25 protein-coding genes and 2 pseudogenes are annotated in these 26,965 nt (G+C 71.3%); 12 read left to right on the top strand and 15 right to left on the bottom strand.

Annotated features, from left to right (window positions below; all coding sequences use genetic code 11):
• The first annotated feature begins 194 nt into the window (after positions 1-194).
• The 3 genes from IO33_RS0129805 to IO33_RS0129815 are packed head-to-tail and all read left to right on the top strand — an operon-like array spanning position 195 to position 3,660.
• Positions 195-1,196 (top strand): aspartyl/asparaginyl beta-hydroxylase domain-containing protein, encoded by a 1,002-nt coding sequence (locus IO33_RS0129805; protein WP_157857932.1) that lies wholly within the window; start codon positions 195-197, stop codon positions 1,194-1,196.
• A 17-nt stretch (positions 1,197-1,213) separates the two neighbouring features.
• Positions 1,214-2,410: a peptidogalycan biosysnthesis protein gene (locus IO33_RS49610; protein ID WP_031170636.1), complete on the top strand. Its 1,197-nt coding sequence runs from the start codon at positions 1,214-1,216 to the stop codon at positions 2,408-2,410.
• On the top strand, positions 2,407-3,660 hold the full coding sequence (locus IO33_RS0129815; RefSeq protein ID WP_031170638.1) for an MFS transporter: 1,254 nt from the start codon (positions 2,407-2,409) through the stop codon (positions 3,658-3,660). Before IO33_RS49610 ends, IO33_RS0129815 begins: the two co-directional genes overlap by 4 nt.
• 66 nt (positions 3,661-3,726) lie before the next feature.
• On the opposite strand, the gene IO33_RS0129820 is transcribed toward IO33_RS0129815, so the two are convergent.
• A complete protein-coding gene (locus IO33_RS0129820; RefSeq protein ID WP_031170640.1) occupies positions 3,727-5,064 on the bottom strand; it encodes a KamA family radical SAM protein in 1,338 nt (445 codons plus the stop codon).
• Positions 5,061-6,347, bottom strand: coding sequence for an aspartate aminotransferase family protein (locus IO33_RS0129825; RefSeq protein ID WP_051927051.1), 1,287 nt, complete (start codon positions 6,345-6,347; stop codon positions 5,061-5,063). The genes IO33_RS0129820 and IO33_RS0129825 overlap by 4 nt, the downstream gene beginning before the upstream one ends.
• 349 nt (positions 6,348-6,696) lie before the next feature.
• Here IO33_RS0129825 and IO33_RS0129830 point away from each other — a divergent pair, with 349 nt between their 5' ends.
• From IO33_RS0129830 to IO33_RS51795, 5 genes are all read left to right on the top strand, one after another.
• Positions 6,697-7,656 (top strand): TauD/TfdA family dioxygenase, encoded by a 960-nt coding sequence (locus IO33_RS0129830; RefSeq protein ID WP_037686282.1) that lies wholly within the window; start codon positions 6,697-6,699, stop codon positions 7,654-7,656.
• 17 nt (positions 7,657-7,673) lie between these two features.
• The gene (locus tag IO33_RS0129835; protein WP_245235918.1) at positions 7,674-8,768 is read left to right on the top strand and encodes an alpha-hydroxy acid oxidase; all 1,095 of its coding nucleotides are present in this window, start codon (positions 7,674-7,676) and stop codon (positions 8,766-8,768) included.
• A 77-nt stretch (positions 8,769-8,845) separates the two neighbouring features.
• Positions 8,846-9,787, top strand: a complete 942-nt coding sequence (locus tag IO33_RS0129840; protein WP_063765822.1) for a DMT family transporter — start codon at positions 8,846-8,848, stop codon at positions 9,785-9,787.
• Between the two features lie 161 nt (positions 9,788-9,948).
• Positions 9,949-10,284 carry a helix-turn-helix domain-containing protein gene (locus tag IO33_RS47925; protein ID WP_245235919.1) on the top strand — a complete coding sequence of 112 codons (336 nt, stop codon included), beginning with the start codon at positions 9,949-9,951 and terminating at the stop codon, positions 10,282-10,284.
• A 287-nt stretch (positions 10,285-10,571) separates the two neighbouring features.
• Positions 10,572-10,886, top strand: coding sequence for a putative quinol monooxygenase (locus IO33_RS51795; RefSeq protein WP_031170649.1), 315 nt, complete (start codon positions 10,572-10,574; stop codon positions 10,884-10,886).
• A gap of 16 nt (positions 10,887-10,902) precedes the next feature.
• Here the strand turns inward: IO33_RS51795 and IO33_RS51800 are convergent.
• The 3 genes and pseudogenes from IO33_RS51800 to IO33_RS0129855 form a co-directional block, all read right to left on the bottom strand.
• Positions 10,903-11,089: pseudogene (locus IO33_RS51800) on the bottom strand (winged helix-turn-helix transcriptional regulator); the annotation flags it as partial.
• A gap of 127 nt (positions 11,090-11,216) precedes the next feature.
• Complete coding sequence (locus IO33_RS0129850; protein WP_031170651.1) at positions 11,217-12,170, bottom strand: PDR/VanB family oxidoreductase; 954 nt, start codon at positions 12,168-12,170, stop codon at positions 11,217-11,219.
• 49 nt (positions 12,171-12,219) lie between these two features.
• On the bottom strand, positions 12,220-13,239 hold the full coding sequence (locus IO33_RS0129855; RefSeq protein ID WP_031170653.1) for an aromatic ring-hydroxylating dioxygenase subunit alpha: 1,020 nt from the start codon (positions 13,237-13,239) through the stop codon (positions 12,220-12,222).
• Positions 13,240-13,536: 297 nt separating this feature from the next.
• On the opposite strand from IO33_RS0129855, the gene IO33_RS0129860 reads away from it, so the two are divergent.
• Both IO33_RS0129860 and IO33_RS0129865 read left to right on the top strand, forming a co-directional pair.
• Positions 13,537-14,400 (top strand): 2-amino-3,7-dideoxy-D-threo-hept-6-ulosonate synthase, encoded by an 864-nt coding sequence (locus IO33_RS0129860; RefSeq protein ID WP_063765813.1) that lies wholly within the window; start codon positions 13,537-13,539, stop codon positions 14,398-14,400.
• A 22-nt stretch (positions 14,401-14,422) separates the two neighbouring features.
• The gene (locus IO33_RS0129865) at positions 14,423-15,532 is read left to right on the top strand and encodes a 3-dehydroquinate synthase II family protein (RefSeq protein WP_031170658.1); all 1,110 of its coding nucleotides are present in this window, start codon (positions 14,423-14,425) and stop codon (positions 15,530-15,532) included.
• An 80-nt stretch (positions 15,533-15,612) separates the two neighbouring features.
• Here IO33_RS0129865 and IO33_RS0129870 read toward each other — a convergent pair whose 3' ends face one another.
• Complete coding sequence (locus IO33_RS0129870) at positions 15,613-16,452, bottom strand: helix-turn-helix transcriptional regulator (RefSeq protein ID WP_031170659.1); 840 nt, start codon at positions 16,450-16,452, stop codon at positions 15,613-15,615.
• A gap of 416 nt (positions 16,453-16,868) precedes the next feature.
• Here IO33_RS0129870 and IO33_RS0129875 point away from each other — a divergent pair, with 416 nt between their 5' ends.
• On the top strand, positions 16,869-18,086 hold the full coding sequence (locus tag IO33_RS0129875) for an MFS transporter (RefSeq protein ID WP_031170661.1): 1,218 nt from the start codon (positions 16,869-16,871) through the stop codon (positions 18,084-18,086).
• On the opposite strand, the gene IO33_RS0129880 is transcribed toward IO33_RS0129875, so the two are convergent.
• The 8 genes and pseudogenes from IO33_RS0129880 to IO33_RS0129915 all read right to left on the bottom strand — a co-directional run bounded on the left by IO33_RS0129880 (position 18,083) and on the right by IO33_RS0129915 (position 25,397).
• Positions 18,083-19,522, bottom strand: a complete 1,440-nt coding sequence (locus IO33_RS0129880; protein WP_051927053.1) for a purine-cytosine permease family protein — start codon at positions 19,520-19,522, stop codon at positions 18,083-18,085. The genes IO33_RS0129875 and IO33_RS0129880 overlap by 4 nt on opposite strands.
• Positions 19,523-19,761: 239 nt before the next feature.
• Entirely contained in the window at positions 19,762-19,962 is a 201-nt protein-coding gene (locus tag IO33_RS0129885) for a ferredoxin (protein WP_031170665.1), read from the bottom strand.
• A gap of 5 nt (positions 19,963-19,967) precedes the next feature.
• Positions 19,968-21,212, bottom strand: a complete 1,245-nt coding sequence (locus IO33_RS0129890; protein ID WP_031170667.1) for a cytochrome P450 — start codon at positions 21,210-21,212, stop codon at positions 19,968-19,970.
• Positions 21,213-21,667: 455 nt separating this feature from the next.
• Entirely contained in the window at positions 21,668-22,543 is an 876-nt protein-coding gene (locus IO33_RS0129895) for an SAM-dependent methyltransferase (RefSeq protein ID WP_031170669.1), read from the bottom strand.
• A gap of 225 nt (positions 22,544-22,768) precedes the next feature.
• Positions 22,769-22,936 (bottom strand): helix-turn-helix transcriptional regulator, encoded by a 168-nt coding sequence (locus tag IO33_RS0129900; protein WP_031170766.1) that lies wholly within the window; start codon positions 22,934-22,936, stop codon positions 22,769-22,771.
• Positions 22,937-23,650: 714 nt separating this feature from the next.
• Positions 23,651-23,866 (bottom strand): annotated as a pseudogene (locus IO33_RS52815) (helix-turn-helix domain-containing protein); the annotation flags it as partial.
• A gap of 9 nt (positions 23,867-23,875) precedes the next feature.
• Positions 23,876-24,208, bottom strand: a complete 333-nt coding sequence (locus tag IO33_RS0129910) for a hypothetical protein (protein WP_031170671.1) — start codon at positions 24,206-24,208, stop codon at positions 23,876-23,878.
• A gap of 595 nt (positions 24,209-24,803) precedes the next feature.
• Positions 24,804-25,397 carry a DUF4291 domain-containing protein gene (locus tag IO33_RS0129915; protein WP_031170674.1) on the bottom strand — a complete coding sequence of 198 codons (594 nt, stop codon included), beginning with the start codon at positions 25,395-25,397 and terminating at the stop codon, positions 24,804-24,806.
• A gap of 369 nt (positions 25,398-25,766) precedes the next feature.
• On the opposite strand from IO33_RS0129915, the gene IO33_RS0129925 reads away from it, so the two are divergent.
• The gene (locus IO33_RS0129925; RefSeq protein WP_031170677.1) at positions 25,767-26,345 is read left to right on the top strand and encodes a type-2Aa cytolytic delta-endotoxin; all 579 of its coding nucleotides are present in this window, start codon (positions 25,767-25,769) and stop codon (positions 26,343-26,345) included.
• 176 nt (positions 26,346-26,521) lie between these two features.
• Here the strand turns inward: IO33_RS0129925 and IO33_RS0129930 are convergent, their stop codons facing one another.
• Complete coding sequence (locus IO33_RS0129930) at positions 26,522-26,935, bottom strand: hypothetical protein (RefSeq protein ID WP_157857933.1); 414 nt, start codon at positions 26,933-26,935, stop codon at positions 26,522-26,524.
• Positions 26,936-26,965 lie beyond the last annotated feature (30 nt).

Below are 26,965 nucleotides of genomic sequence, written 5' to 3' on the forward strand. Positions count from 1 at the left end.
CGGTTTAAATAAAAGGGTAAATGCCTCCGAAGTTCCCGTCAACGCCCCGACCAGCGCGACCAGATGCCGGGCCGGCGCAAGTCGAACCGATTGACACAAACCACTTGGTTGGTTTTATGTGGGGTGGGTCGGTCGCCTCGAACAGCTATTTCACGAGCGTTGTCAGTCGCCAGAAGCGATGGAAGGAAACAGTCGTGTCTGCTCAAACCGTTGCGGATGCACAGGCCGGGATCCCCGATGTGGTCCGCCTGACCCCGAAGTTCGACGTGGCCAGCCTGGTACGCGACGTCAAGTCGCTGCGCACGGAACAGGCCGCCGACTGGAAACTGCAGAACACCTTCGTCACCGATGACCACCTGATCGAGACCGAACTCGACTGGCACATCATGCCGCTGCGCAGCACCGGCGGCGACAAGACGCGCACCGACCCCGGCGGCCCCGGCCTGGCCCCGTTCGCCGACACCGCCCACGTCCAGCACGCGCCCTACCTGCACTCGGTGATGCGCGCGATCCCCTCGCCGCTGCGCTCGGTGCGTCTGATGGCGCTGGGCCCGGACACCTACGGTCCCGACCACTTCGACAACAAGTACGCGCTCACCTGGGGCATCGCCCGCCTGCACGTGCCGGTGATCACGCTGCCGGAGGCGAAGCTGTTCTTCGGCGAGACCCCGTACGTGTGGGAGGCCGGCTCGCTGTGGTTCGGCAACTTCGCCCGCACGCACCGCATCGAGAACAGCGGCCGCACCCACCGCGTCCACCTCGTGCTGGACGTGCAGGTGACCGAGGAGCTGTTCGGCCTGTTCCCGGCACCGGTCCGCGCCGCCCTGCCCTTCGACAAGATCATGGTCAACCGCGCGGAGCAGCCGGTGCGGCCGGCCCCGCTGCACCAGGTCGCCTTCGAGGTACCCAAGTCCTTCACCGACTGGGAGGAGGAGGACGGGCAGTTCCTCAACGACCAGCCGACGGTCGGCGCCGAGATCAGGGCCCAGGACGACGGCCTGGTGCTGCACTACGACGGCGCGCCCTACGCGGGACTGGTCCACATCGGGGACAACGAGTTCCGCTTCCAGGGCTGGACCGACGAACGCACCGTCCAGGTCGTCGACGAGGCCGGGCAGCGGCGGGTGGTGCTGCGCACCAGGGTCGGCAAGCAGGTCCGCACGCTGGCACTCCCCGCAACCGCGCTCAGCGCGTGAACACGGGGGAGGGCGAGATGGCTGTGACGGTGAACAGGCCGCACATGACGGGCTTCGGCTGCCCGACCGAGGGAGTGGACACCGAGGAGTGGGACCGGCTGGCGGGCAACCACCTCTACGCCGCCAGCGGGTGGCTGGATTTCTGCGTGCACGATCCCGGCGGGCGCACGCTCACCGGGAACGTGCACGCCCGGCTGCCCGACGGCGGCATGGCGGCGGTCCCGGTCACGGCCGTCTGGGAGGAGAACAACGCCTTCTACCAGTGGAGCCGGCTCCTGGAGCGGGCCGGCCTGCCCCCGGCGGCCCCCCAGGGCCTGCTCGTCGGCCCCCACCGGGGCTACCAGACGAACCTGCTCGTCAGCGAGGGCACCGACCGCACCGAAGCGGCCGCGGCCCTGCTGGACGAACTCGCCGCACTGCGCAGACAGGCCGGCGCCCAGCGGCTGTTCGACGACGCCCGGCCGCAGAACATCCCGTGCCACGGCATGTTCCTCGACAGCACCGACGTACGGGCCCTGCGCGCGGCCGGGGTACGCGCCGAGCCCGTCCTGTGCGCCGCCGACGCCTGGATCCGGACCGAGGGCGAGGACTGGAACGGCTGGATGCGCACGCTGCCCTCCAAGCGGCGCGGTGAGCTGATCCGCCGGGACCAGCGGCGCTTCGACGACGCGGGCTACCACTTCCTCGAAAAGCCGCTGTCGGAGTGCTACGAAGAGGCGGCCCTGATGTCCCGCGGCACCCAGGCCCGCTACGGACAGCCCGCGGACGTGGAGGTGCTCGCCGAGTCCCTGCGCGTCCAGGCCGAGGCGATGGGCGACGCCGCGCGCGTGCTGATGTGCGCCCGTGACGGCGAGAGCCCGGTCGGCTTCCTGCTGTTCTACCGCTGGGGCGACGCGACGTACCTGAAGGGCGCCGGATTCCACTACGACCGGCTCGTCGGCGTCGCGGAGTACTTCAACCTCGTGTACTACGAGCCGATCCGCGACGCGCTGCGCGCCGGCCGGCGCCGGCTGCACGCCGGGATCGCCTCCACCGACACCAAGGCGATGCGCGGCGCCGAGATCCGCCCCCTGTGGATGATCGACGTGTTCGGCGACGGCACCGGCAACGACGCGGCGCGCGCCTACAACGCCGCGCAGCTGCGCGAGCTGACCGAGTCCTCCACGGCGGTGGCCAAGGCAGTGGTCGAGGACGACTGGTTGGAGTTCTGTTGAGTACCCGCCTGCTGCTCAACCGGGACTTCGGCCGCTTCTGGGTGAGCCAGGTGCTGACCAGCGTCGCCTCGAAGAGCATGACGATGGTCTTCCCGCTGCTGGCCACCCTCTCGTTCGCGGCCTCGCCCTTCGAGGTGGGGGTGGTCGCGGCCGCCCAGTACGTGCCGGTGCTGGTGGTGACCCTGTTCATCGGGATGTGGCTGGACCGGCGGCCCAGACGGCCCACGCTGCTGTTCACCGACGTCGCGGGCGGGGCGGCGCTGCTGGTCGTACCGGTGCTCAGCGGCCTGGACCAGTTCCGTATCGGCGTGCTCTACGCGGTCGCGTTCGCCTTCGGGTCGCTGGTCGCCATCGCCGAGGTCTGCGCGCAGGCGTATCTGCCCAGCCTGGTCGAGGAGTCCGACCTGGTCTCGGCGATCGGCCGGCTGGAAGCGGTGTTCACACTGGTCGTGGTCGCCGCGCCCGGCCTCGGCGGCCTGCTGATGAACTGGCTGGGCGGCTCCGGCGCGGTGCTGACCGGCGCGGTGCTCTACCTGATCGCCGCGCTGATCCTGGTCACCGTGACCAGACGCGAGCCCCCCGTCCTCGCACCGCCCACGCGTGAGCGGATCAGCGCCGAGATCGCGGCGGGAGCACGGTTCCTGCTGTCCGCGTCCCTGCTGCGGACCCTGATCGGGCAGGCGGCGCTGTTCAACTTCTTCGAACAGGCCATGCTCACCCTCTACACCGTGTACGCGGCCTCCGTCGTCGGTATCACGCCCGCGCTGCTCGGCCTGACGGTGACCCTCGGCGCCATCGGTTCCATGCTCGGCGCGGTCGCCGCCGCGCAGGCCGAACGCAGATGGGGGCTCAGGCGGGTGGTGGTGGCGAGCATGGCGATCGCGTCCCTGGCGCCGGTGCTGATCCCCCTCGCCGCCGACCCGACCCCGCTCACCGTGACGATCTGGTCGGCCTCCTTCGTGCTGTACGGCTTCGGCCTGACCGTCTACAACGTCTTCAGCACCTCCACCCGCCAGCGCCTGACCCCCGACCGGCTGCGCGGCCGGGTCGCGGCGACCACCCGGCTCGTCGCCTACGGGCCGCTCAGCGCCGGCACGCTGCTCGGCGGCGGCCTCGGTTCGCTCTTCGGCGCGCGCACCGGACTGTGGATCGCGGTGGCCCTGCTGGTGGCCGCGTTCGTGCGCTTCGCGGTGACGGTACGGCGCACACCGGTCCCCGACCTGCACAGCGAACCGGTACCGGCGAAGTGAGCAGGCATGACGAATGGCCCGGGCCGCACGGCCCGGGCCATTCGTCATGCCTGCCGGGTGTCCCTCCTACAGCGGCGCCCCGGCGCCGGCGGGCACGTCGCTCTGCCAGAACCACGGCTCGTCGAAGGCGGGCTTGAGGTCGTCGAACCACACCGCGTGCTCGTCGAACTTCGCGAAGAAGGGCCGCCCGACCCAGTCGGGGTTGCGTGCCTGCAAAAACCGGCAGCAGAAGACGTCCTGGCCGGCGACCTGGACGATGCCGTCGATGACCACCTTGCCCGGTGAGGCGGACATGACCGGCCCGCGTGCGGTGCGCTCCAGCCCGGAGACCTGGCTGATCGCGTCGCGGTAGACGGACACCGCCCGGTGCAGCGGCAGCTCGAAGTACTGGCTGGCCCCGGTGTCCCGCTCCACGAACATGTAGTAGGGCACCACACCGAGGCCGGTCATCGTCCGCCACATCTGTGCCCACACCGAGGCGTCGTCGTTGACGTGACGCACCAGGGGCGCCTGGGCCCGGATGACCGCACCGGTGTCCCGGATGCGCCGGATGGCCTGCCGGCAGGCGTCGGTCTCCAGCTCGCGGTGGTGGGAGAAGTGCGCCATCACGGCGACGTGCCTGCCCCGCGCGCTCGCCTGCTCCATGAGCCGCAGCAGATCCCCGGCGTCGTCGTCGGTGGTGAACCGGTAGGGCCAGTAGGACAGCGCCTTGGTGCCGAAGCGGATGTTGCGGATGTGCTCGAAGCGGGGCTCCAGCAGCGGCGCGAGGTAGGCCCGCAGCCGGTCGGTGGACATGATCATCGGGTCGCCGCCGGTGAACAGCACATCCGAGACCTCCGGGTGCTGGGCGAGGTAGCGCAGCGCCTGTTCCGGTCCGGACACGGCCTGCTTGAGTTCCGCGACGCCGATGAACTGGGCCCAGCGGAAGCAGTATCCGCAGTAGGCGTGGCAGGTCTGGCCCTGGCCGGGGAAGACCAGCACGGTCTCCCGGTACTTGTGCTGCAGGCCGTTGAGCGCCCCGCTCTGCGACCGGGGGACGTTGGCCTGCAGCTGATCCCCGGGATGCGGATTGAGCTGCCGGCGCGCCCGGTCGACCGCGCCGCGCAGTTCCTCCCGGCCGGCCCCCTTGCCGACCAGCGCGGCGATCTCCTCGTAGACCGGCTCCGGCAGCATGCCGCGGTCGGGGAAGGTGAGCCGGTAGAGGGGATCGTCCGGAGCCCGGTCCCAGTCGATCAACTCCTCCAGGACGTAGTTGTTGACTTTGAACGGCAGGACGGAGCTGACGATCTCGATGTCCCGGCGGACGGCGGCGTCCAGCCGCTGCACCTGCGGCAGCCTGGCCAGCCGTGCTCCGGGGACCGCCCGCATCTTCATCGGGCGCGTGGTGGTGGTCTGCACGTTCATGTTCGCTCCTTCGCCCGGTGCGCGTGGGGGAGTGGGGTGGCCGTGGCGACGGCCCGGCCAAGCGCCTGCAGGGCCTCGTCGACCTGGTCGGCGTTCACCGTCAGCGCGGGCAGCAGCCGCAGCACGTTGCGCACCGGCCCGCCGATCTGCAGCAGCAGCCCCTGGCCGATCGCCTCCTGCTGCACGCGCAGCGCCGCGGCGGCATCCGGCTGCCCGTCCGCGGTGGACAGCTCCCAGCCGAGCATGAGGCCGAGCCCGCGCACATCGCCGGTGATGCCGTTGTCGGCTGCGATACGCCTGAGGCCGTCGGCGAGCGCACGGCCCCTCAGGGCCGCGTTCGCCACCAGCTCTTCCCGCTCGATGACGTCCAGCGTGGCCAGCGCCGCCGCGCACGCCACCGCGTTGCCGCCGTACGTCCCGCCCTGGGAGCCCGCGGGTGCCGCACTCATCAGCTTGTCCGAGGTGGCCATCACGGACAGCGGAAGCCCGCTGGTCATTCCCTTGGCCGCCACCAGGATGTCCGGCTCGACACCGAAGTGCTGGTGCCCCCAGAAGCGTCCGGTGCGGCCGAAGCCGGTCTGCACCTCGTCCATCACGAGCAGGAAGCCGTGGCGGTCGGCGCGCTCGCGCAGCCCCTGCAGGAAGGCGGCGTTGGCCGGGATGAACCCGCCCTCGCCCAGCACCGGCTCCACGATGAGGGCCGCGGTGTCCTCGGGGGCCGTCACCGTCGCCAGCAGGAAGTCGAGCTCCTGCAGCGCGAAGCGGGTGGCCTCCTCCTCGTTCCAGCCGTACCGGTAGGCGGCCGGGAACGGCGCGATGTTCACCCCGCCCATCAGCGGCGCGTATCCGGTGCGAAAACGCGGGCTGGAGGTGGTCATCGACGCGGCGCCCACCGTACGGCCGTGAAAACCGCCGTGGAACACGATGACGTTCGCACGCCCCGTGGCCTGCCGGCACAGCCGCAGCGCCGACTCCATGGCCTCACTGCCGGAGTTGGCGAAGAACAGGGACTGCAGGTGTGCCGGAAGCACCTGCCCCAGCCGCTCGCACAGATCGAGCAGCGGGCGGTGCCGCACGGTCACGTACTGACCGTGGATCAGTTTGCCGGCCTGCTCCGCTATCGCGCTCACCACCGCGGGGTGGCAGTGTCCCGTGCTGGTGACGCCGATCCCCGCGGTGAAGTCCAGATACCGCTGTCCGTCCTCCCCGAAAACCTCCAGCCCTCTGGCACGGCTGACGGTCACCGGGGTCGCCTGTTTGAGAACGGGTGATAAGCGTGCCATGGCCTGGCCTTCCCCTCCGCGTCGTCGCACCCCTGTGGCGCTCCGCCGCCAGCTGACGGTAGTCAGACCGATCACAAAAGACAACCGGATAGTCGGTTTTAATACTGGGTCAGGGGAGGTTCACCGAGGATGCGCCAGGGTGGATACCGGCCGTTTCCGTCGTCGACGGCCCCGGAACGCCCGGAAGTACGCCGATCAAGTGTGCAGCACGGCCAGTTGACAGAACCACATGGTCGGTTTTCGATTGGTGGTCGGCCACCACGCCGCCTCACACCCACCCGCGGCATGGCACCAGGAGCACCCGTTGTTGACCACCTGCCGACGACGCAGGGGAATTGCGAGGCACCCGATGACTGCGCCGCTATTGGAACTGACCGACCAGGAACGCTCTGTCCTGTGGGACCGGGCCGAAGACGTCGTGCACCACGGCCCCCAGGCCGCCGGCGCCGACGCCCTGCCCCAACGGATCCGCCACACCGTCCAGCGCTTCGGCGAGGACTCGGGCAAGACGGGTTACCTGCTGCTGCGCGGGCTTGAGATCGGCCAGCTCCCGCCCACCCACCAGGGCGGCCACCCCGCCACCCTGCCGCACCACGGCACCGCCGGCCTGGGCATGCTCATCGCCGAAACCCTCGGCACCATGATCGGCTACGCCGACGAGAAAAGCGGTGAACTGGTCCACAACGTGCAGCCCCTGCCCGGCGAGGAACAACGCATCGAAGGCTCCGGATCGGTCGCGTTCGACTTCCACATCGAAAACGTCCACCACGCGCTGCGCCCCGACTTCATCGGCCTGATCTGCCTGCGACAGGACCACGACCGCGTCGCCGCCACCCGCATCTCCTCCTGCCGGGAAGCCGTCGAGCTGCTCAAACCCGAAACGCTGGAAACACTGCGGCAGTGCCAGTTCTACAGCAACTACCCGGGCTCCTTCACCAGGGACACCACCGTCGAACCCGCACCGGCCGGCCCCCACCCGGTCCTCTTCGGCAGCGCCGACAAGCCGTTCATGCGCTTCAACTCCCACAACACCGTCTCCCTGAGCAAAACGGGCCGCACCGCCCTGCGCGCGCTGACCGAGGCACTGGAGGAGGTCTGCCACGAAGTCATCATGCAGCCGGGCGACTGCGCCCTCCTGGACAACCACGTCGCCGCCCACGGACGCTCGGCGTTCACCCCCCGCTACGACGGACACGACCGGTGGCTGCGACGCTTCTACGCGATCAAGTCCATCCCCCGCTCGGTGCTGCACATGATGGACGGATCGCGCGTCATCCCGCCGATCCCGGCGATCAACGGCATCTGGTGAACGGGCAGGAGACACCGGTGAACGAACTCGACTCGCTGCTCTCGCTGGCCGACTTCGAGCAGCAGTGGATGGCCGAGGCCGACCCGCCCATCGCCCAGTACGTGGCGGGCGGGGCCGGCTCGGACGGCGCGGTCGCCGCCAACACCGCCGCGTTCGACGAGGTGTGGCTGCAACCGCGAGGGCTGCACGACGGCCCCGACGCACTCGACACCTCCGTCACGGTGCTGGGCCACACCCTCGCCATGCCGCTCCTGCTCGCCCCCACGAGCCCGCAGCGGCTGGTGCACCCGGACGCCGAACTGGCCACCGCCCGCGCAGCCGCCGGGCACGGCCTGCTCTCGCTCGTCAGCACCGACTCGCACTACCCCTACGCCGAGATCACCGAGGCGGCACCCGGACGCACCTGGTTCCAGCTGTTCGCCTACCGCTCCCGCAGGGACGTCGAGGCCACCTTGGAGTACGCCGAGACCTGCGGGGCCTCGGCGATCGTCGTCACCGTCGACGCGTCGTTCGCAGCGCGCCGGCTGACCACCCGCCGGGCCGGGTACCGGCTGCCCGGGACGGTCGACTACGGCACCCTGCGCACACTGGGCATCCTGCAGGGCGCCCCACCGGCCGGCGGACGGCACGACAAGCTCCCCCTCACCTTCGCCGACCTGGAGTGGATCCGCGGCCGCACCCGCCTGCCCCTGCTGGTCAAGGGCGTGCTGCGGCCCCTCGACGCCAAGCGCTGCCTCGACCTGGGCACGGACGCGACCATCGTCTCCAACCACGGCGGCCGCCAGCTGGACGGCGTCGTACCCGCCCTGTTCGCCCTGCGCGCGGTCGTCGAATCGGTACCGCAGGATCACCCGGTGCTCCTCGACGGCGGAGTCCGCTCCGGGACCGACCTCGCCAAGGCGATCGCGCTCGGCGCACGGGCCGTGTGCATCGGCAGACCCTACCTCTGGGGCCTCGGACTCGGCGGCCGGCACGGGGTGGAACGCGTACTGGACATCCTGCACGCCGAGTTCAGCGACGCGCTGCTGCAGCTGGGCATCACCACGGTGGACCAGCTGGACGAGACGTTCGTGACCGCAGCGCGCCGCCTGGCGCCCGTGGCCGCCGGCTGACCCGGCCCACGAAGACCCGAGGAAGCGACAGCGCGGTGGCGGCTTCGAAGACACACAGCGGTACACCCCCCTCGACCGTGGGCACCCGCGGCGAGCCCGAAGAGGGCCGGACCCTCCCCGGGCTCGCCCTGGCGGTCGCGGCCGCCGTCGCCATGGGCGGCGCGGCACCGGCGCTCAAGGCCCTGGGCGCGGCCGGCCTGTCGGCAGTCAACATCATCCAGGCCCGGGCGGTCGTGGGCGCCGCGCTGCTGATGCTCCTCGCCGCCGCGGTGCACCGCAGCCGCCTGCGCATCCACCCTCGTGACTGGTGGCTGGTCCTGCTGTACGGCGCGGTCAGCCTCGCCCTGAACCAGGTCGCCTTCACCATGGCCGTGACCCGGCTCCCGGTGGGCATCGCCCTGCTGGTGGAATACCTCTCCCCGGTGCTGGTCGCCCTCTGGGTACGGCTCGTCCAGCGCAAACAGCTCTCCCGCCTCATCTGGGCGGGCATCGCGCTCACCCTCGGCGGCCTGGCGCTGACCGGGAAAGTCTTCTCCGGCGGCGGCCCCGACCGCCTCGGCCTGGCGCTGGCCCTGCTCGCCGCACTGACCCTGGCCGGCCGCTTCCTGCTCGCCGAACGAGGCCTGCGCAGATACGAACCGCTGGTGATGTCGGCATGGGGCACCACCGTGGGCGCCGCGACCCTCACCCTCGTCGGACTCTTCGACCCCTTCCCCTTCGACGCCCTTGACCGCACCTCCCCCCTCAACGGCTGGTCCGTGCCCCTATGGGTGCTGGTGATCTGGGTGGGCGCGATCGGCATGGCCGCAGGACTGGCGCTCGCCGTCGCGGCACAGCGCCGCCTCCCGCCGACCTCGGCCAGCCTGATGCTCACCCTCGAAGTGGTGGCCGGAGCCGTCCTCGCCTACCTCGTCCTCGGCGAGGTCCTGACACCGGCACAGCTGATCGGATCCTCGCTGATGCTCGGGGGCATCGTGCTCGCCCAACTCGCCACCACCCGCCGCCGCCCGCCGCGCTGACCCACCCCGAAGCCCCGGCCCCGCCCCACCGGGCCGGCAGACGCCGCACCGGCCACACCAGCTTGGAGGGCTGAACCTTCGGCGGGTAGTGACGGCCGGTGTGCACGTCGGGATTCGCATTCCAGCGTGGTCACGTGAACCACGTATGTAGCGTGATCGTCATGCGGCTCAGGTACGGGTTTCGCCTGTACCCGAACGACGCTCAGCGCACCGCGCTGGCAAGGGCGTCCGGGTGCGCCCGGGTGGTCTTCAACGACGCGCTTCGCGCTCGTGAGGACGCCCGCGCCGTCCGGGCTGCCGTTCCTCACCTTGGCCGAGTTGTCCAGGCGGGACACCCGGCAGGCGATCCGCTTCACCGCGAACGCCGGATGGAAGGTCACGCCCGGCGGGAAGCTGCGTCTGCCCAAGGTCGGCGACGTGCGGGGCGGGCGGGACCGTCCTGGACCGGGACATCAACGCGGCGGTCAACGTCGCCAAGGCGGCCGGACTGGCCGTGACAGCCCGTGAGCGCAGGTAAGACCGGCACCCGTACCGGCACCGCGCGATGAAACAGGAACCCACCCGAAGCCGCACCGGGAAACGGCGCGGCAGGCGGGAATCGCCCTCCTTCAGGTGGGCGAGGATGTCAACGGCGCATCGGATACGTCCCGGTCGCCGAATGGACCGTGTACGACTTCTCCCACGCCACACCACAGACCGGTCCCGGCGGGTGCCTGGCATAGGGTGGTGCCGGCCCATTCGATCATGTCCGTGATGCGGACAGGCAGGAACCCGAGGAGCCTTCGTGCCCATCGTCGTCGCCACCCTGCGGACCAGGCCCGGCCGCCGGGAGGAAGTGCTCGCGGCGTTCCGTCGGCACGCTCCCGCCGTGCACGCCGAGCCCGGCTGCCTGCTCTACGCCGTCCACGCCGGCGAGGACCGTGTCACCGTCGTGGAGAACTGGGCCGACCAGGCCGCCCTCGACGCCCACTCGGCCGGAGCGGCGCTGGCCGCCCTGGGCGGGGAGATCGTCGACGCGCTGGCCGGCCCGACGGATGTCGCGGTACTGCAGCCGGTGCCCACCGGCGACCCGGCAAAGGGCCTGCTGCCCACCACCTGAGCCGGCCCCGCCCAACGAGCAGTCCGTCCCGCTCCAGCCGGCGCAGGTTGAGGGTGAGCATCCGCCGGCTGATGCCGTGGACGGAGCATTCGAGTTCGGTGAAGCGGACGGGGCCCGTGGGCTGCAGCGACCAGGATCCCGATGCTCCACTTGCCCGGCACGCGGTCGATTACCTCGGTGACCGGGCAGGCCTCGTCCCTCAGCGACCGCCGTCCGCCACAGTGCTTCGTCACGGTCCCGCCGCCGCTCGGGTCGCGGCCGGGCCGGCCACCGCCCGCCGCGGCACCCGGCACGGCACCAGCCCCGCCGCCCCGCGCACCGCCGGCGCGCTCACAGGTCCAGCACCAGGCGAGGGCCCAGGGAGCGGGAGACGCAGATGAGCATCAGGTCGCCGGCCGCCCGCTCCTGCTCGGTCAGCAGGCTGTCGCGGTGTTCCACGGCGCCCTCCAGCACGGTGGTCTCGCAGGTACCGCAGGTGCCCTCCTCGCAGGAGGCCAGCACGGCCACCCCCGCCGCACGGACCGCCCTGAGCACCGACGTCCCGGCAGGGACCAGCACCGACGTGCCGCTGCGCCTGAGGACGGCCTCGAAGCCCGCGCCGGCCCCCGCGGGCGCGGCGGCGGGCGCCGCGGCGGCGAACCGTTCGGTGTGCAGCGTCAGCCGGGGCAGGGCCGCACAGCGTTCCCGTACGGCGGCGAGCAGCGGCTCGGGACCGCAGCAGTACACGCGCGCCCCCGCAGGCGCCGGGGACAGCAGCGCGTCGATGTCGAGCAGGCCGCACTCGTCCTGCGGATGGACCGTGACACGCTCGCCGTAGGCCGCCAGTTCGGGCAGGAACGCCATGGACGCCCGGGTCCGGCCGCCGTAGGCCAGCCGCCAGCGGCTCTTGTCGCGCTCGGCCTGGGCGAGCATGGGCAGCAGCGGGGTGATGCCGATGCCGCCCGCGATGAACAGCAGGTCGTCGGCGGGCAGCAGCGGGAAGCGGTTGCGCGGGCCGACTGCCCGCAGCCGCATCCCCTCGACCACCTTGTCGTGCAGCTCCGCCGACCCGCCGCGCCCGCCGGCCTCGCGCAGCACGGCGATGCGCCAGGTGCCGGGCCGGTCGTCCCGGGCGCACAGGGAGTACTGGCGCACGAGCCCGGAGGGCAGCACCAGATCGATATGGGCTCCCGCCGGCGCGGCGGGCAGTGCGCCGCCGTCGGCGGCCACGAGCTCCAGGCCCACCACGCCCGCGGCGAGTTCGCCGCGTTCGCCGACCATCACCTCGAACGTGCCGTCGGCCATGTCCTGCTCCCACCCCTTCGAGGCTCCTCACCGGCCGTGCGCCGGCCGGCTACCGGCTGATCCTGCGGATCATCTCGCGTGCCGCCAGGCCGCCCGCGTCGATCGCGACGCTCAGTTCCTGCGTCCCCGCCGGCTCGCCGGCCACGACCTGTTCCAGGACGGTCAGGGCGTCCAGGTCCTGCTGCACCACTTCCCTGTTCATCGTCAGCAGCGCCTGGCTCACACCGTCGTCGTCCAGGGCGAAGTCGCGGACCACCGCCCAGAAGTCCCAGGTGCTGTTCTCGGTCTCGGGGGTCAGACCGTGCACGATCTTGACGTGGGCGCCGCCCTCGTCCCCCCCGGGACCGACCGGAGTGCCGTGCGGCGCGACCCGCACGTTGTTCACCCAGAACGCGGGCGGCTGGAAGAACACGTCCTGCCAGCGGTCGATCGGTGTGGTGTACCCGGTGGTCTTCTCGTAGAAGGGCGGGCACGCCACGGCCTCCATGTGGCGGGAGAACGTGACCTGGTCGCGCTCGTCGTCGACGCGGGTGGTGAACGGGGTGCGGGCGACCTCCGGTGTGCCGATCAGGTCGGCGTGCAGGTAGGTCTCGTGGGACAGGTCCATGAGGTTGTCCACCAGCAGGCTGTGGCGGAACGGCGAGTGCGCCATGTCCTCGACCGACGCCCACGCGGGATCGTCGAGCCAGTGCGCGTCGGGCACCAGGCGGGGGTCGGCCTCGCTCGGGTCGCCGATCCAGATCCAGATCCACTTGTCCCGCTCCACCAGCTGGTAGCGCGGCACCCGCGCGGTGCGCGGGACACGGTCCTGGCCCGGCACGAAGGTGCAGGTTCCGGAGCAGTCGAAGACGAAGCCGTGGTAGCCGCACTCGATGGAGTCGTCCGTGAGCCGGCCCAGCGACAGCGGGTAGCGGCGGTGCACACAGCGGTCCGCCAGGGCCACGGGCTGCCCGTCCCGGCTGCGGTAGAGCACGACCGGCTCGCCGCATATCGTCCGGCTCAGCAGCGTCCGGCCCACCTCCTTGCTCCAGGCGGCGACATACCAATAGTTCTGCGCAAACGCACTCATGGGGTCTCCTGCACGTCGTTTTCCAAACGGGCTGCCAATGGGGGAGGGGCGGCCAGTGCAGCGCAATTGGCAGGGACCAACGATACGGCTGCCGAGTACCGTGTCAATCGCCTCCCGGACGCTCAACTCGGCGCCATTGATGGGAACTTGACTTTCCTTAATCATTACGACTTCCTTGAGGCACGTCCCGTCGACCAGGCGTTCGTGCGCACTGTTCCGGGACGTTCTCGCATCCATCTGCCGCCGCGACGGCCTCAATTGCGCCACGCGGTCCTGTCCGGCGTGAGAGGAGTCCCCATGGAAGTGGTCCACCACTCCTCCGGAAAGAGCCTGCGGCTGAGCCGCCTGATCAATCCGGTGTCCGGCCGGACCTTCGTGGTGCCTCTTGACCACTCGGTCGCCGACGGCCCGGTCGCCTCCGCGCCGGCCTTCCGCGACATCGCCCGCGCGGTGTCCCGCAACGGCGGCGACGCCCTGCTGGTCCACAAGGGCCGCATCCGGTTCCTGCCGACCGACGTACTGCGCGAGACGGCCCTGGTGATCCACCTCAACGGCATCACCCGGCACGCCCCCGACGCCAACGCCAAGGTCCGGCTCGCCGAGGTCGAAGAAGCCCTGGAGCGCGGGGCCGACGCGGTCAGCATCCACATCAACATGGGCTCCGACACCGAGGCCGAGCAGCTGGGCGACCTGGCCCGGGCCGCCGACGGCTGCACCCGCTGGGGCCTGCCGCTGATCGCCATGGTCTATCCGCGTGGGCCCCGGGTGGGCGACCCGACCGACCCCGCGCTGGTGGCGCACGCCGCGAGCCTGGCCGCCGACATCGGCGCCGACATCGCGAAGGTCCCCTACACCGGCTCGCCGGTCACGATGGCCGAGGTCGTGCGCAGCTGCCCGATCGGCATCATCACCGCCGGCGGTGCCCCGGTGGGCGACCGGCAGCTGACCCGGACCGTCGGTGAGGTCGTGGCCTCGGGCGCGCTCGGTGTGGCCATGGGCCGCAACGTGTGGGCCTCGCCGGACGTCGCGGCCACCGTGCGCCGCATCGCCGCCGCCCTGCACCAGCCGGCCGCGCCCCGCACCGGCGAACGTGCCCACGCCCCCGCCGCCCCCGCCGCGCAGGTGCGCACCGCGCCCCTTCCCGAGCCAGTCCAGACCTGACCGAGTTGCCGAGGAGTTCGCAGTGAAGCTCACCTGGATCGACGTCCGTGGTCTCAAGGACATCACCGCCCCCGTGATCGAGGAGGCCGTGCACGTCGGCGTCGACGCCTTCGTCTCCGACGACCCGGAACTGCTGGTCTCGATACCGCCGAACAAGCGCAAGGTCGGCCTGATCCTCCCCGGCACCCCGAAGCCCGCCGCCGAGAAGCTGGCGCAGACCGCCGACCTGCTGATCGTCGACCACACCCTGGCCGGACAGTACGAGCCCGCCTCGCCCGACGCGCAAAAGGGCGTCTTCGTCACCGTCACCGGCGAGGAGTCCCTCGACGTGGCCTGCCAGGTGGCCTCCAGCGCCGCCTGGACGGTGGTGGAGTTCCAGCAGGACCCCAGCAAGATCCCCCTGGAGATCCTGCTCGGCGCCACCGACAAGGCCGAGGGCAACCTGATCACGGTCGTCACCGACCTGGAGGACGCCGAGATCACCCTCACCGTGCTGGAGCGCGGGCCCGAAGGCGTCCTGCTCAAGCCCGCCGCGGTGGGCGAGGCGACCCGGCTCACCGACATCTGCCAGGAGAGCACCGAGCAGCTCCAGCTGCAGGAGCTGACGGTGACCCGGCTGGCCCATGTGGGCCTGGGCGACCGGGTGTGCGTGGACACCTGCTCCCACTTCAGGCAGAACGAGGGCATCCTGGTCGGCTCGCACGCCACGGGCATGATCCTGGTGAGCAGCGAGACGCACCCCCTGCCCTACATGCCCACCCGCCCGTTCCGGGTGAACGCGGCCGCGCTGCACTCCTACAGCCTCACCCCGGCCAACCGCACGCGCTACCTCGCCGAACTGCGCTCCGGTTCCGAGCTGCTGGCCGTGGACACCGACGGCCGCACCAGGCGTGTCGTGGTCGGCCGTATCAAGATGGAGAGCCGCCCGATGCTGCTGATCGAGGCCGCCTCGCCCTCGGGCGCCAAGGTGAACGTGATCGCCCAGGACGACTGGCATGTGCGGGTGCTCGGCCCCGGCGGCAGCGTCCACAACATCACCGAGCTGAAGCCGGGCGACGTCATCCTCGGCTACGCGCTCACCGACCAGCGTCATGTCGGCTACCCGATCCGGGAGTTCCTGCACGAGCAGTGAACCCCCAACCCGCACCCCGGGCCCCCTCGACCGCACCCGGTCCGAGGGGGCCCTGCTGCGCTCCCCGTCGTCGCGCCGCGTCAACGCAGCAGCGCGAGCGCGTCCTTCGTCGCCTCGTCGGCCGGCAGGCGCACCAGCAGGTGGACGCGGGGGTCGTCCGCGACGATCAGCTTCGACTGGCGCAGGGTGAGCCGTCCTGCCCTCGGGTGCGTGAAGTGCTTGTGGACACTGCGGTAGTCGGCGACCTCGTGCCGCTGCCAGAACCGGGCGAAGTCGGGTGTGTGGGCCAGCAGATCGGCCACCACCGCCCGGTAGCGGGGGTCCGCGGGCTCCTCGTCGGCGCGCATCCGGAACTGGGCGAGCACCTGCGTGGCCTGGGCCTCCCAGTCCGTCATCAGGGAACGCGCCGGCGGCCAGCCGAAGATGACCCAGAGCATGTTGCGGCGCTCGACGGGCAGCGCGTCGAAGTCCGTGAACAAGGCCGCCTCCGCCGCGTTGAAGGCCACGACGTCCCAGTGGTGGTCCAGCAGCAGCGCCGGGTTGGGCTGCAGGGCGTGCAGCATGGCTTCGAGCTGCTCGTCGCGGCCGGGGCAGCCGCGCACCTCGCCGATGTCCGGGGGCAGTTCGTCACTGAGCCGGTACAGGTGCCGGATCTCCGGTGCGGACAGCTTCAGCGCCCGCGCGAGCGAGGCGAGGACCTGACGGGAGACCTTGATGTCCCGGCCCTGCTCCAGCCACGTGTACCAGCTCAGGCTCACCCCGGACAGTGAGGCGACCTCCTCGCGGCGCAGCCCGGGAGTGCGCCGGCGTGAGGAGTCGCAGATGCCCACCTCGTCGGGCGACAGACGCTCGCGCCGTGACCTGACGAACGCTCCGAGCGTACGGCGGCCGGTGTCCGCAAAACCCGTCATGGCTGCCATCGGCCCAGGCTAGCAGCCGAAGGCGGGCCGTCCCGGAACGCCCGGCACCGGGCCGAATCCGATCCGGCCAGGAGATTCATTCCGAAATACGCGGGCAGGGCCACCGAAAGCGTTCCGCACTTGTTCAAGTGTTCTTTATGAGCGGTTGAACAGCCCAGGCAGCCCGCAAGCACAGTGATTCATTGCCGAACGTTTGCATCGCTGTGGCGTGCGCTTTTGGCGAATGAATTCAGATGGCGCAAAAAAGGCGGATACCTGGCCGAAGCCGAACGGGCCCAGGACACCGGCCCGGTGCCCCTCGGCAGACCGCTTCCCACGACGCCGCAAGGCGGGGAGTTTTTGTCTCCTGGCTGTCCGCCCCCCGACACCCGACCCTTGAGTCAGCCCCCGAGCGCACGCCGCAGAAAGGCCCAGCGATGTCCCAGGACGTACAGCCCACCACGACCGGATCCGGCGCGCCGGCCGGCACGCCACCGCAGCCGCAGACGGCCGCGCGGGTGCCACCGGCTCTCGCCGCGGCCTGCTTCCTCAGCAACTTCGACCGCTTCGCCATCACCCCCCTGCTGATGGCCATCGCCACCGGATTCCACGTACGCCTCGGCCAGGTCGTACTCGTGGCAAGCGGCTACTTCTTCGCCTACGGATGCGCCCAGCCGTTATGGGGCATGCTGTCCGACCGCTACGGGCGCATGCGCGTCGTCCGCTTCACCCTCGGCGCCGCAGCCGTGTGCGCCCTGGCCTCCGCAGCCGCCCCGACCCTGACCGTCCTGGTGATCCTGCGCATCCTCACCGGGGCGTTCTTCGGAGCGGTCGTACCCGCCTCCCTCACCTACGTCGGCGACACCGTCCCCGCGGCCCTGCGCCAGCGGGCCCTGTCGGACCTGCAGGTGGCCCTCGCCATCGGCACCGCGGCCGCCACCGTGGTGGCCGGCGCGGTGGCCGCGGTGTCCAGCTGGCGGGCGATGCTCGCCCTGTCCGCCGTACTCGCCGTGATCACCCTCCTCGCCCTGCGCCGCCTGGCCGAGTCCCGCACCGCCACCACCCTGCGCCGGCCGTCCGAACAACTCGCCTCCGTGCTGCGGCTGCGGTGGTCCTGGCTGGTCATGGGCTTCGGCCTGATCGAAGGCGCGGTCCTGCTGGGCTGCTTCACCTTCCTGGCCCCCGCCCTGGAGAACCGGGGCATCGGCGCGCTGGGCGCGGGCGGCGTGACCGCTCTCTACGGCGCGGGCACCCTCGGCTTCTCCCGGCTCCTCAAGCGGGTGGCGCTGCGCCCGGCATGGCAACTGCTGGCCGCGGGCGGCGTGATGATGACCGCGGGCTTCCTGGTCGCCGCCGCCGGCTTGAACGTGGCAGGAATCGGCGCGGCCGCGATCCTGCTGGGCGGCGGCTGGTCCTTCTTCCACTCCTCACTGCAGAACTGGGCCACCACACTGGTGCCCGCGGCCCGCGGCACCGCCGTCGCCCTGTTCGTCGCCTCCCTCTTCGTCGGCAGCGCCATCGGCTCGGGCCTCGGCGGCCCGCTCGCCCAGCACGGCCACTACCCGCAGCTGTTCGTCCTCGCGGCCGCCACGGCCGTCCCCCTGACCGCCCTCGCCGCCTGGCTGCGCACCCGCTACACCCCGGCCGGCTCCTAGAGCTCGACGGGATCGGGCACGAAAGACTCCAGGGCACCGTCCTTTCCCCCGGGGACGGTGCCCTGGTCACGCCGTGCCACAAGCCAGTACACGAGGGCCGGCAGCACCAGGCCCACGATCCAGGAGATGTCCGCGCCACCGAGCCGTGCGACGAACGGCCCCGTGTACAACGCGCTGGACAAAAACGGCAGCTGGACGAGGACACCGAACCCGTAGGCCGTCAGCGCCCGCACGTTCCAGGCACCGTAACGGCCGCGGGGGTCGGCCAGCGCCTCGACGTCGTACCCCGTGCCGGACAGCACATAGAAGTCGACCAGGTTGATCGCACTCCACGGCGTGAAGAAGATCAGCAGGAACAGCAGGAACGTCGAGAACGACTCGAGGAAACGCCCCCGCCCCAGCAGCGCCAGCGCCGTCCCGGTGAGCATGATCGCGCCGACGCAGACGGCCCGGGCACCGGGCCCCACCCGGCCGATCCGGCGAAACCCGCCGACCCCGGTGACCACGCTCATGAAACCGCCGTAGGTGTTCAGCACATTGACCGTCAGCTTCCCGAAGGCGACCGCGAAGTACAGCAGCAAGGTGACGGCCGCCGACCCCGACATACCGACGACGCGCCCCACCTCGTCCCCCTCCCCGCCGCCCTGCCACGCCGCCGCCAGCGCCCCGAAGCCCATCGACCACTGCGCACCGAGCACACTCCCGCCCAGCGTCGCCCAGAACACCGAGCGCGGCGCGGTCGTGCGCGGCAGATAGCGGGAGGAGTCCGCGACGTACGGCCCGAATCCCAGCTGCCACGACGCGGAAAGCGACATCGCCAGCAAGAACAGCGGCGCCGAGAAGTGATGCGCCGCCAGGATCCGCCCCAGCGGCGCCGCATCGGCCATCCGCACGCCGAGGTAGAGGAAGGCGACGGCGCCGACCACCGCCGCGGCCTTGGCGACACGGTGGATCAGCCGGTAGCCGACCGCCGCCGTCACCGCGGTGGCCACAGCGAACACCACGATGCCGGCCGTCTCACCGGTGTGCGCGAGGTGACCCACCGCCTGCCCCGCCAGGACACTGCCGCTGGCGAAGAACCCGATGAACATCGTCACCGAGCACACCAGCGGCACCACCGCCCCCCGCACCCCGAACTGGGCCCGGGAGGAGATCATCTGCGGCAGCCCCAGCCGCGGCCCCTGAGCGGCATGCAACGCCATGACCGCCCCGCCCAGGAGATTCCCCGCCAGCAGCGCCACCAGCGACCACAGCGCATCGAGCCCGAACACCACGGCAAGCGACCCCGTCACCACCGCACTGATCTGCAGATTGGCGGCGAACCACAGACCGAACAGACCGGCCGGCCTGCCATGCCGCTCACCGTCGGGTATGAAATCGATGGAATGCCGCTCGACGAGCCCACCCGGCCGCTGTAACTTTTCATCCCTCGGCATGAAAACTCCACAGAAGAAATCCGGCGAACAGTGAGCGCTATGATGGCCACGTTCTCGACACGAGTGTCAAGAACCGGCCGAACTCAAACCGCCACCGCCCAGACGCATTTCAGCGGCCGCATGTGCCGCATTCCTTCCGGTGGAGAAAAGCGACAGCGGTGGCGGCCGGTGAGGAACCGCGAAGTCCCCGAACCGACAACACCGCCACCGCCACCGCCCGCCCGCAACAGGCGGCAGGCTCAGTCCTCGTCCAGCAGCGCCACCGCGCTCACCGGACAGGCCCGCACCGCCTCCCTCACCATCGGATGCTCCCCGGCCGCCGACTCACGGCCGGCCAGCACCTCGCTGAACCCGTCGTCGTCCTGCGTGAACACCTCCGGCGCCGTCAGCGCACACATGCCCGCGCCCACGCACCGCTCCCTGTCGACCTCGATCCGCACCGCGCTCACCAGGCCACGGGCAGTTCGAGCAGACCGTCGATCGTCGAGGTCGCGGGCTTGGAACGGACCTCCTCGACGGCGACCGCGAGCCGCAGCCCCGGCAGCCGCTCGAACAGGCAGCCCAGCGCGATCTCCAGCTCCAGGCGCGCCAGATTCTGGCCCAGGCACTGGTGCACCCCGAAGCCGAACGCCAGATGGTGGCGCGCGGAACGGTCCCAGTCCAGGCTGTCCGGCGCCGCGAAGACCGTGCCGTCCCGGTTGGTGATCGCCGTCATGATGATGACGCCCTCGCCGGCCCGGATCGTCCGGCCGGCCACCTCGATGTCCTCCACCGCCACCCGCAGCATCCCGTTCTGCACGGACAGATACCGCAGCAGCTCCTCCACCACGACGGCCATCGGCGTCCTCCCGGACCGCAGGGCCGCCAGCTGCTCGGGATGGCGCAGCAGCGTGAACACGCCGAGCGAGATCATGTTGGCCGTCGTCTCGTGACCCGCCGCCAGCAGCATCCCCGACAGCGCCACCAGCTCCTGACGGCCCAGAGGACCGTTCGGGGTGTCCATCCGCATCAGCTCGTCGAGCAGCCCGTCGCCCGGCTCACGCCGCTTGCGGTCGACCAACTCGCCCATGTAACGCTCGAGTTCCTGCCGGGCCCGGGCGACCTCCTCCACCGTCTGGCCGCGCAGCAGCCGCTCGGAGGCCGCCTCGAAGAACTCGTGATCGTCGTAGGGCACACCGAGCAGCGAGCAGATCACCATGGACGGCATCGGCAGCGCGAAGGCCGAGACCAGCTCCGCCGGCGGCCCCTGCCGCTCCATCGCGTCGAGCAGCTGGTCCACGATCTGCTGGATCCGCGGGCGCATCGAGGCGTTCTGCTTCAGCGTGAAGTGCGGGATCAGCAGCCGGCGCTGGGCGTTGTGCGCGGGGTCGTCGACGGAGATCAGCGGCACCCCCCGCGCCCTGACCTTGGCGAACTGCTCGCTCGGCGCCGGGAACCCGGGCTGTGTGCGGTCGCAGGACAGACGCGGGTCGGACAGCAGGTCACGGGCCAGCGCGTGCCCGGTGACGGCCCAGGCCGCCCGCCCGTCGTACAGCGTGACCCGGCCGATCGGATACGACTCGCGCAGCGGGCCGTAACCCGCGGGCGGCTGGTAGGGGCAGCTGCGGGCCTGCGGGAAGGGGACGGGAGTCTCCTGAGCGGCGGTGGCGCCGGGGTCCTGAATCCCCGTGTGCGTCGTGGACTGCGTCATGGCTCGGATCGCCTCGCAATTGCTCGGTAGGGGGGGGCGGAGTCGGTGGTTCCGTGCTCCCTCGACATTTGATGCTCGGTGCACCCATCCAGCACACCCGAAGAACCAGCCAGTTCCGCACCACGCGGGACAAGACCAAAACCGGCGGTGACGATGGCGAGGATTACGGCAACGCCGCACACGGTGACGGCGTCCGCTGCAGCAGATCTCCAACCAAAACCGAGCGGACCTCCAGAAGAAACCCAGACCGAGGTGCTATGGATCCAGACGAGAACCAGATATGCAAAGGAAAAGACCCCGCAGCAGTGCTCCTTCCACGGAGCCGTTTGGCGCATAACAGATCCGCCCGCCCCCCATTCAGCCCTTCTCGGACGACGTCGAGCGCTGTGCCTGACACAGGGCGCGCACCCCTTGCCGGACCGGGCCGGCCGGCGGCGGGCGGAGCCGGCCGCCCTTCAGCGCCTGGGGGAAAGGCTCGCGGTGCGGCGGGCGTGGAAGAGGCCCCAGCGCAGCAGTCCGCGGCGGGTGATGTCCGTCCACAGGGGCAGGTTGGCCAGCAGGTCGTCGAGGTAGGCGGCGCTGATGGCGCCGCGCAGCTCGGGCGTGCGGCGGCGCACCTCCTGCTCCAGGCGTGCGTAGTGGGTGGCGAGGTCTGCGCTGCGGTCCTCGAAGTCGCTCTTCAGACCGAGTCCGGACAGTGTCTCCAGGTAGGACGAGGGCGTTGCCAGGCTCTGCACGCCCAGTCGGGACAGCGCGGGCAGGATGGCCCCGGCCGGGGTCTCCTCGGCCGCCATGATGTCCGAGAAGACCAGCGCTCCGCCCGGTTTGAGGACACGCACGGCCTCGGCCAGCGCGCCGCCCCGCTCCTCGACATGGCACAGGACCTCCAGGGACCAGACCACGTCGAAGCGCCCGGCCTCGTAGGGCAGGTGGTTGAGGGAGCCGGTGACGACCTCGATCAGGCCGTCCAGCCCGCGCCGGGTGTTGGCCGCGCGGTGGCGCCGGTTGTGCCCCTCGCTGAGGTCCACGGCCACCACCCGGCAGCCGAACCGCTCGGCGAGCGCACGGGCCGAACCGCCGTACCCCGAACCGAGGTCGAGCACGGTGGCATCGGGGCCGAGCAGGTCCGCGACCCGGTCCGCGGCGTGCTGCACGGTGCGGTGCGAAGCGCCGGCGATCGCCTCTTGCGGGTGGGCGTACACGCCGACGTGGATGTCCTCACCACCCCAGACGGCGTCGTAGAAGGCGTCGACATCGCCGCTCTCGTAGTAGCGGCGGGTTGATTCCTCATGGTCCGCTGCGCTGCCGCCACCCCTGGTGTGATCACTCATGACGGCTGCATTCCCCGCACCGGCGAGCGCGATTCACCCCACCGGTGAGTGCCCGCGATCGGCGCATCGGCGCATCGGCGAGAGGCAGGAGCCGAAAGCCGGGTGTGCCCGGTGCCGCCACCGCCCAGGGCTCCGGCCCGCCCCGAGCGGCTCAGCCACCCGCGCGGCCAGGCATGCCGGAGCAGCAGGCGCGGTTTTGCGGCCGGCCGCTGCGAGTGTGCGGGCTCAGCCGTCCCTGCGCGCGCGGCCGCCCGGGCGGGAGGCGACCCAGGCACGGATGGTGTCGGCGTTCCAGCAGGGCCTGCCCCACTTGACGTGGTCGGGCGGGGGCAGCAGCCCGTGCTTGCGATAGGACCGTACGGTGTCCGGCTGCACCCTGAGGCGTGCCGCGATCTCGTTGTAGGACCAGGAGGAAGCGGTGGCGGCCCGGGCCGCTCTGGGCCGGCGCTGGTGGTGCGTGACGTCGTAGACCTCCGTAAGTCCGTCGACAATGCGCGAGATGCCGTCGTCTCGGGTGGGGTGGATGAGGGCCGCGAGGGTGACGATCAGCTCGGGAGTGACCGTCCCGTTGCGCTGCGCCTCGCGGCCGGCCTTGTGGGCCAGTGCCGTGACGAGCAGTTCCTCGACCGTGGCGGCCGGCAACCGCTTGACGATGGCGGCGGCCAGGCCGGTGAGCTCCAGCCGCTCGGGACGCCCCTCGACGTCCGGACCGAACCGGCCGCTCCGGCCGGAATCCCGCGGCGGGGGAGTGGGGCGGATGCCGCGCTCGGCGATGATGCGCTCGTAGGCCGTGACGTACGGGCACTGCTCGGCCGGGCCGATGCCGCAAGCGGCCAGGAACGTCACGAGCTGCTCGGCGGTGGGCGGCAGTTTCCTGCGCGCCACGATCCGCCAGGCGGTGGTGCGCGGCAGGGGCCTGCGCCCGGGGGTGAGGCGGGCGTCGCTCAGCGAGGGAGCGCCGGCCTGCTCGTAGGCGGCGGCCAGAGCGGCGCCGAGGTCGTCCTCGGTGTGGATGAGGTGGGGAGCCGGGGCCTTGAGGTGGCGGAGCCGGGCACGCTGGGCGGTGCGGCCGCGGGTGCGCAGAAGGCGCGCTCGCGCATGGTCGGCCGGGTTGCCCGAGCAGGCGCGCACGTAGGCGTCGAGAACGGTCGTCGACGGGGCCGCGGCGCCGGATTCGGCGCGCTGGACGGCACCGCGGGAGACGTTGGCGGCCTCGGCCAGGGCGCGCTGGGGCAGCCGTGCGGCCCGGCGCAGGGCGACCAGGTGTTCGGCGAGATGGGCGAAGGGGCGTTCCGGGGCACCCCCGGCGGGGGAACGGGCCACGGCGGCCGCCTACTTGCCCGTGCCGGAGCGCACGGCGGCCTCCACGAAGACCGCCGCCAGCCGCCGGCCGCCGCCCGCCGCGGCCAGGGTGGCCGCGCCGATCGCCCCGCAGCCGCTCAGCAGCGCGAACACGGTGTCCAGCGGGGTGCCGGCCAGGAACAGGCCGCTGCCCAGCGCGAGGAAACACAGGAGCAGGATCAGCGCGTGCGTGGGGCCGAACCGCACCGCGGCCGCGGTCGCTGCGGCGGTGCCCGCCTGCCCGGAGCCGGGGGTGCAGGAGCACGGCGGGCTGCTGTCGGCCGCAACCGGGCCGGCCGGGCGGGGGACGAAGAGGTTGGTCATGGTGCGCAGGAATCCGTCCTGACGGGGCCGCCGGCCGGACGCCGGGACCCGGGCTACTGGTCGCAAAAAAGGCGCGGCCCAGGGGCAGTTGGACCCTGCCGGTACAGCGGGCCGCGCGGCACACAGCCTTCCACGCACCGCCCCCGCCCCGCCTCACCCCGACTCCCCGTTTGCCCGTTATGGGAAGGTCCGGCCTTGTCGGTGTTCCCCGCACCGCCACTGAAGCGGCCACCCGGCCGGCAGACGAACCCCGCGGTGGCGACGACGCCTTCGGCGACTGCCGGGCCCGCGGCGGCCCACCGTTTGTTCCGGAGGACTTGCCATCCGGGCCCGATCGGCAGACGGTGGTGGACAGCACGACACCGACGGCGATCCGCCGGTGTCCTCCTGACGGCTACCGGTCGCAAGCCCGAACCCGTTCCAGGACCCCGGCAGGCGCGTTGGACCCGCGCCCGCCGACACGTCGAGCCGACACCGCCCTCGGCGTCGCCGGAGGAGCCGGTGAGTCCGGCCGGCGCTCATCGGGCAGGCCGGCGTTCGCGGCGCTCCCGCCGGCACGCCCGTGCCCAGGCGTCATCCCGGCGGGCGGACAGGCTCACCGACGGAGATGAGCCAGGGCCCCTTCGGCCACGGGGTAGGGGCGTTCACGGGGCAGGAGTTGCCGTGCGGCGTCCAGGTGTCCGTCCTGTACCTGTGCGTGGACGGTACGGGCGAGCGGGGTGATGTCGGTGATGGAGACGATCCACTCGTCGGCGTAGAGGCGTGCGGCTTCGCCGGCGAGGCCGAGCTGGAGCGAGCGGTGGGCAAGCGGCTGAAGGCGCAGGTCGCGCTCGGGGTCCCATTGCACCCGGGCCAAAGCCCGCTTCAACTGGCGCTTCCATGTGGCGTGATCGGCGTGGAGTCCGTGCTTGTAGTGGGACAGGCAGGCGTGTTCCAGCGCCCACTCGAAACCTTCCCGGGAGATCTCGACCGCGAGGACGGTCTCCTGCCCTTCCTTGGTGCCCCACCCGCAGCGGTACATCATCCACAGGAACGACGGCTTGATCCAGGTCATCCGGTCCCGCTGCCACACCGCCGGGAAACGGCCCTCCCGGGCCGCCGGCAGGCCGATCCTCGGGGCGTACGCCTGGTAGACGGTGACCGTGGAGTCCGTGTGCAGGGCTCGGATCTGGTACTTGGGTTCTGCCACAAGGACCAGGGTGGGCACACCGGTGCACGCGCGCCATCGAATTACCGCGATGCACGGCTCCCGGTCAGCGCTGCGCCCAGCCCCAGCGTGAGCAGCATTGCAGCCACCCAGATCGCCCCGACCATCGTGCGGCTCCTCGGCCTCGATGCGCGGGCCCTGGACGCCGTACGCACCGGGCACACCCCCGCCCTGCCCGCGCGCTGACCTCGCGCCATCAGGCGAAGAGAGAATCCGCCGCGGAATCCGGCTCTTCGATGTGCACGCCTTGCGGACTCCGGGACCGGCCGGGGTGGGCGGCCTCATGTGGTGGCGCACCGCTAGGGCATACTGACGCCCCACCCGTGCAACAAAATGTTTAAGGAGGGGCAGTTGGCAGCCTGTTTCAGGACGGTCACCGAGGTGGCAGAGGCCCATCTCGCCCAAGCGGACGCCCTCGGGCGCGCCTTCCAGGAGGCGATCGCCCCCGCCACCGTCAACTACGACTTCGCTCACATCCGCGACGCCGCCGCCCTGCTCCCCGACAGCGACATCGTCAAGGTCGTCCGTGGCTGGGGGCTCCAGGAGGAGGCACCGATCCTGGTGATGGCGCTCTCCCTCAAGGAAGCGGTCCGCCAGGCGCTCCCGCCCGAGGCGGCTCAGGCGTCGTTCTGGGACACCGTCGAACGCGGCCTCGTGGACGCCTTCACCCACCTCGCGGCGCAGGAGGGCGAACCGGGGCTGGCCTACTACGAGGAGGAACCGGACCGCACGAGCTACTACCGCGACCTGTTCTTCGCCCTCCAGGACGAGGAAGCCGGCGCGTACCTCTACGCCGTCGCCTTCTGCGCCGACGTCACCGTCGGCCTCGCCAAGTCCCGTGCGGGGACCCTGGACCTCATGGACACCGCACCGTTCGCGGTCCGGCTCAACGCGATCGTCGTGCGCCAAAAGCTCACGAACACGGTCTGACCCGCCAAGCGCAGGTCCCTACGACCAGTCACGGCCCGCCGTCCCGGGCCGCGAAACCGCACACCGCCGCGCGGCGCCGGCACACAAGGCTTCAGACGGTTGAGGCCCTGTTCGCGGAAGGCCGCGTACCGTCCGCGGGAACCGAGAGGGCACCGGCCCCCCGTACCGTCGGTCGTTCATCCGTTGCGGCTGATGAAGTCCCGCAGTCTGGCGCGGGGGTCGACGCGGTGCGGCTCCTCCCGGTGGCCGTAGAGCTGTTCCGCCCTGCGGATGCCGTCCAGGAGGAGGTCGCGCATCTGGCGGACCGCCTGGTCCTTCGCCCTGGCGATCCGCTCGCAGCTCTCGTCGGAGCCGGCGGTGGCGAGCGCCTCGGCCAGCTGCCGCTCCCAGGTTTCGAGTGCGGCCCAGGCGTACATCTCCATGTGTCCGGAACCGGAGTGCTGCAGGCCCACCAGCGCCCATCCGCGCGTCTGCGACAAGGCGGTCGTGGCGGAGACCCAGCTCGTGGCCACTTCGGCTGCTCGCCGGGCCAGCTCCTCGTCCGTCATCCGGGAAAGGTCGGAAGGCGTGTGCGGCGTAGGGCTGTTCATGATCCTCCTGTTATCGTCATGGAGACGATA

The sequence above is a fragment of the Streptomyces durhamensis genome, from assembly GCF_000725475.1.
Taxonomy (GTDB): domain Bacteria; phylum Actinomycetota; class Actinomycetes; order Streptomycetales; family Streptomycetaceae; genus Streptomyces; species Streptomyces filipinensis.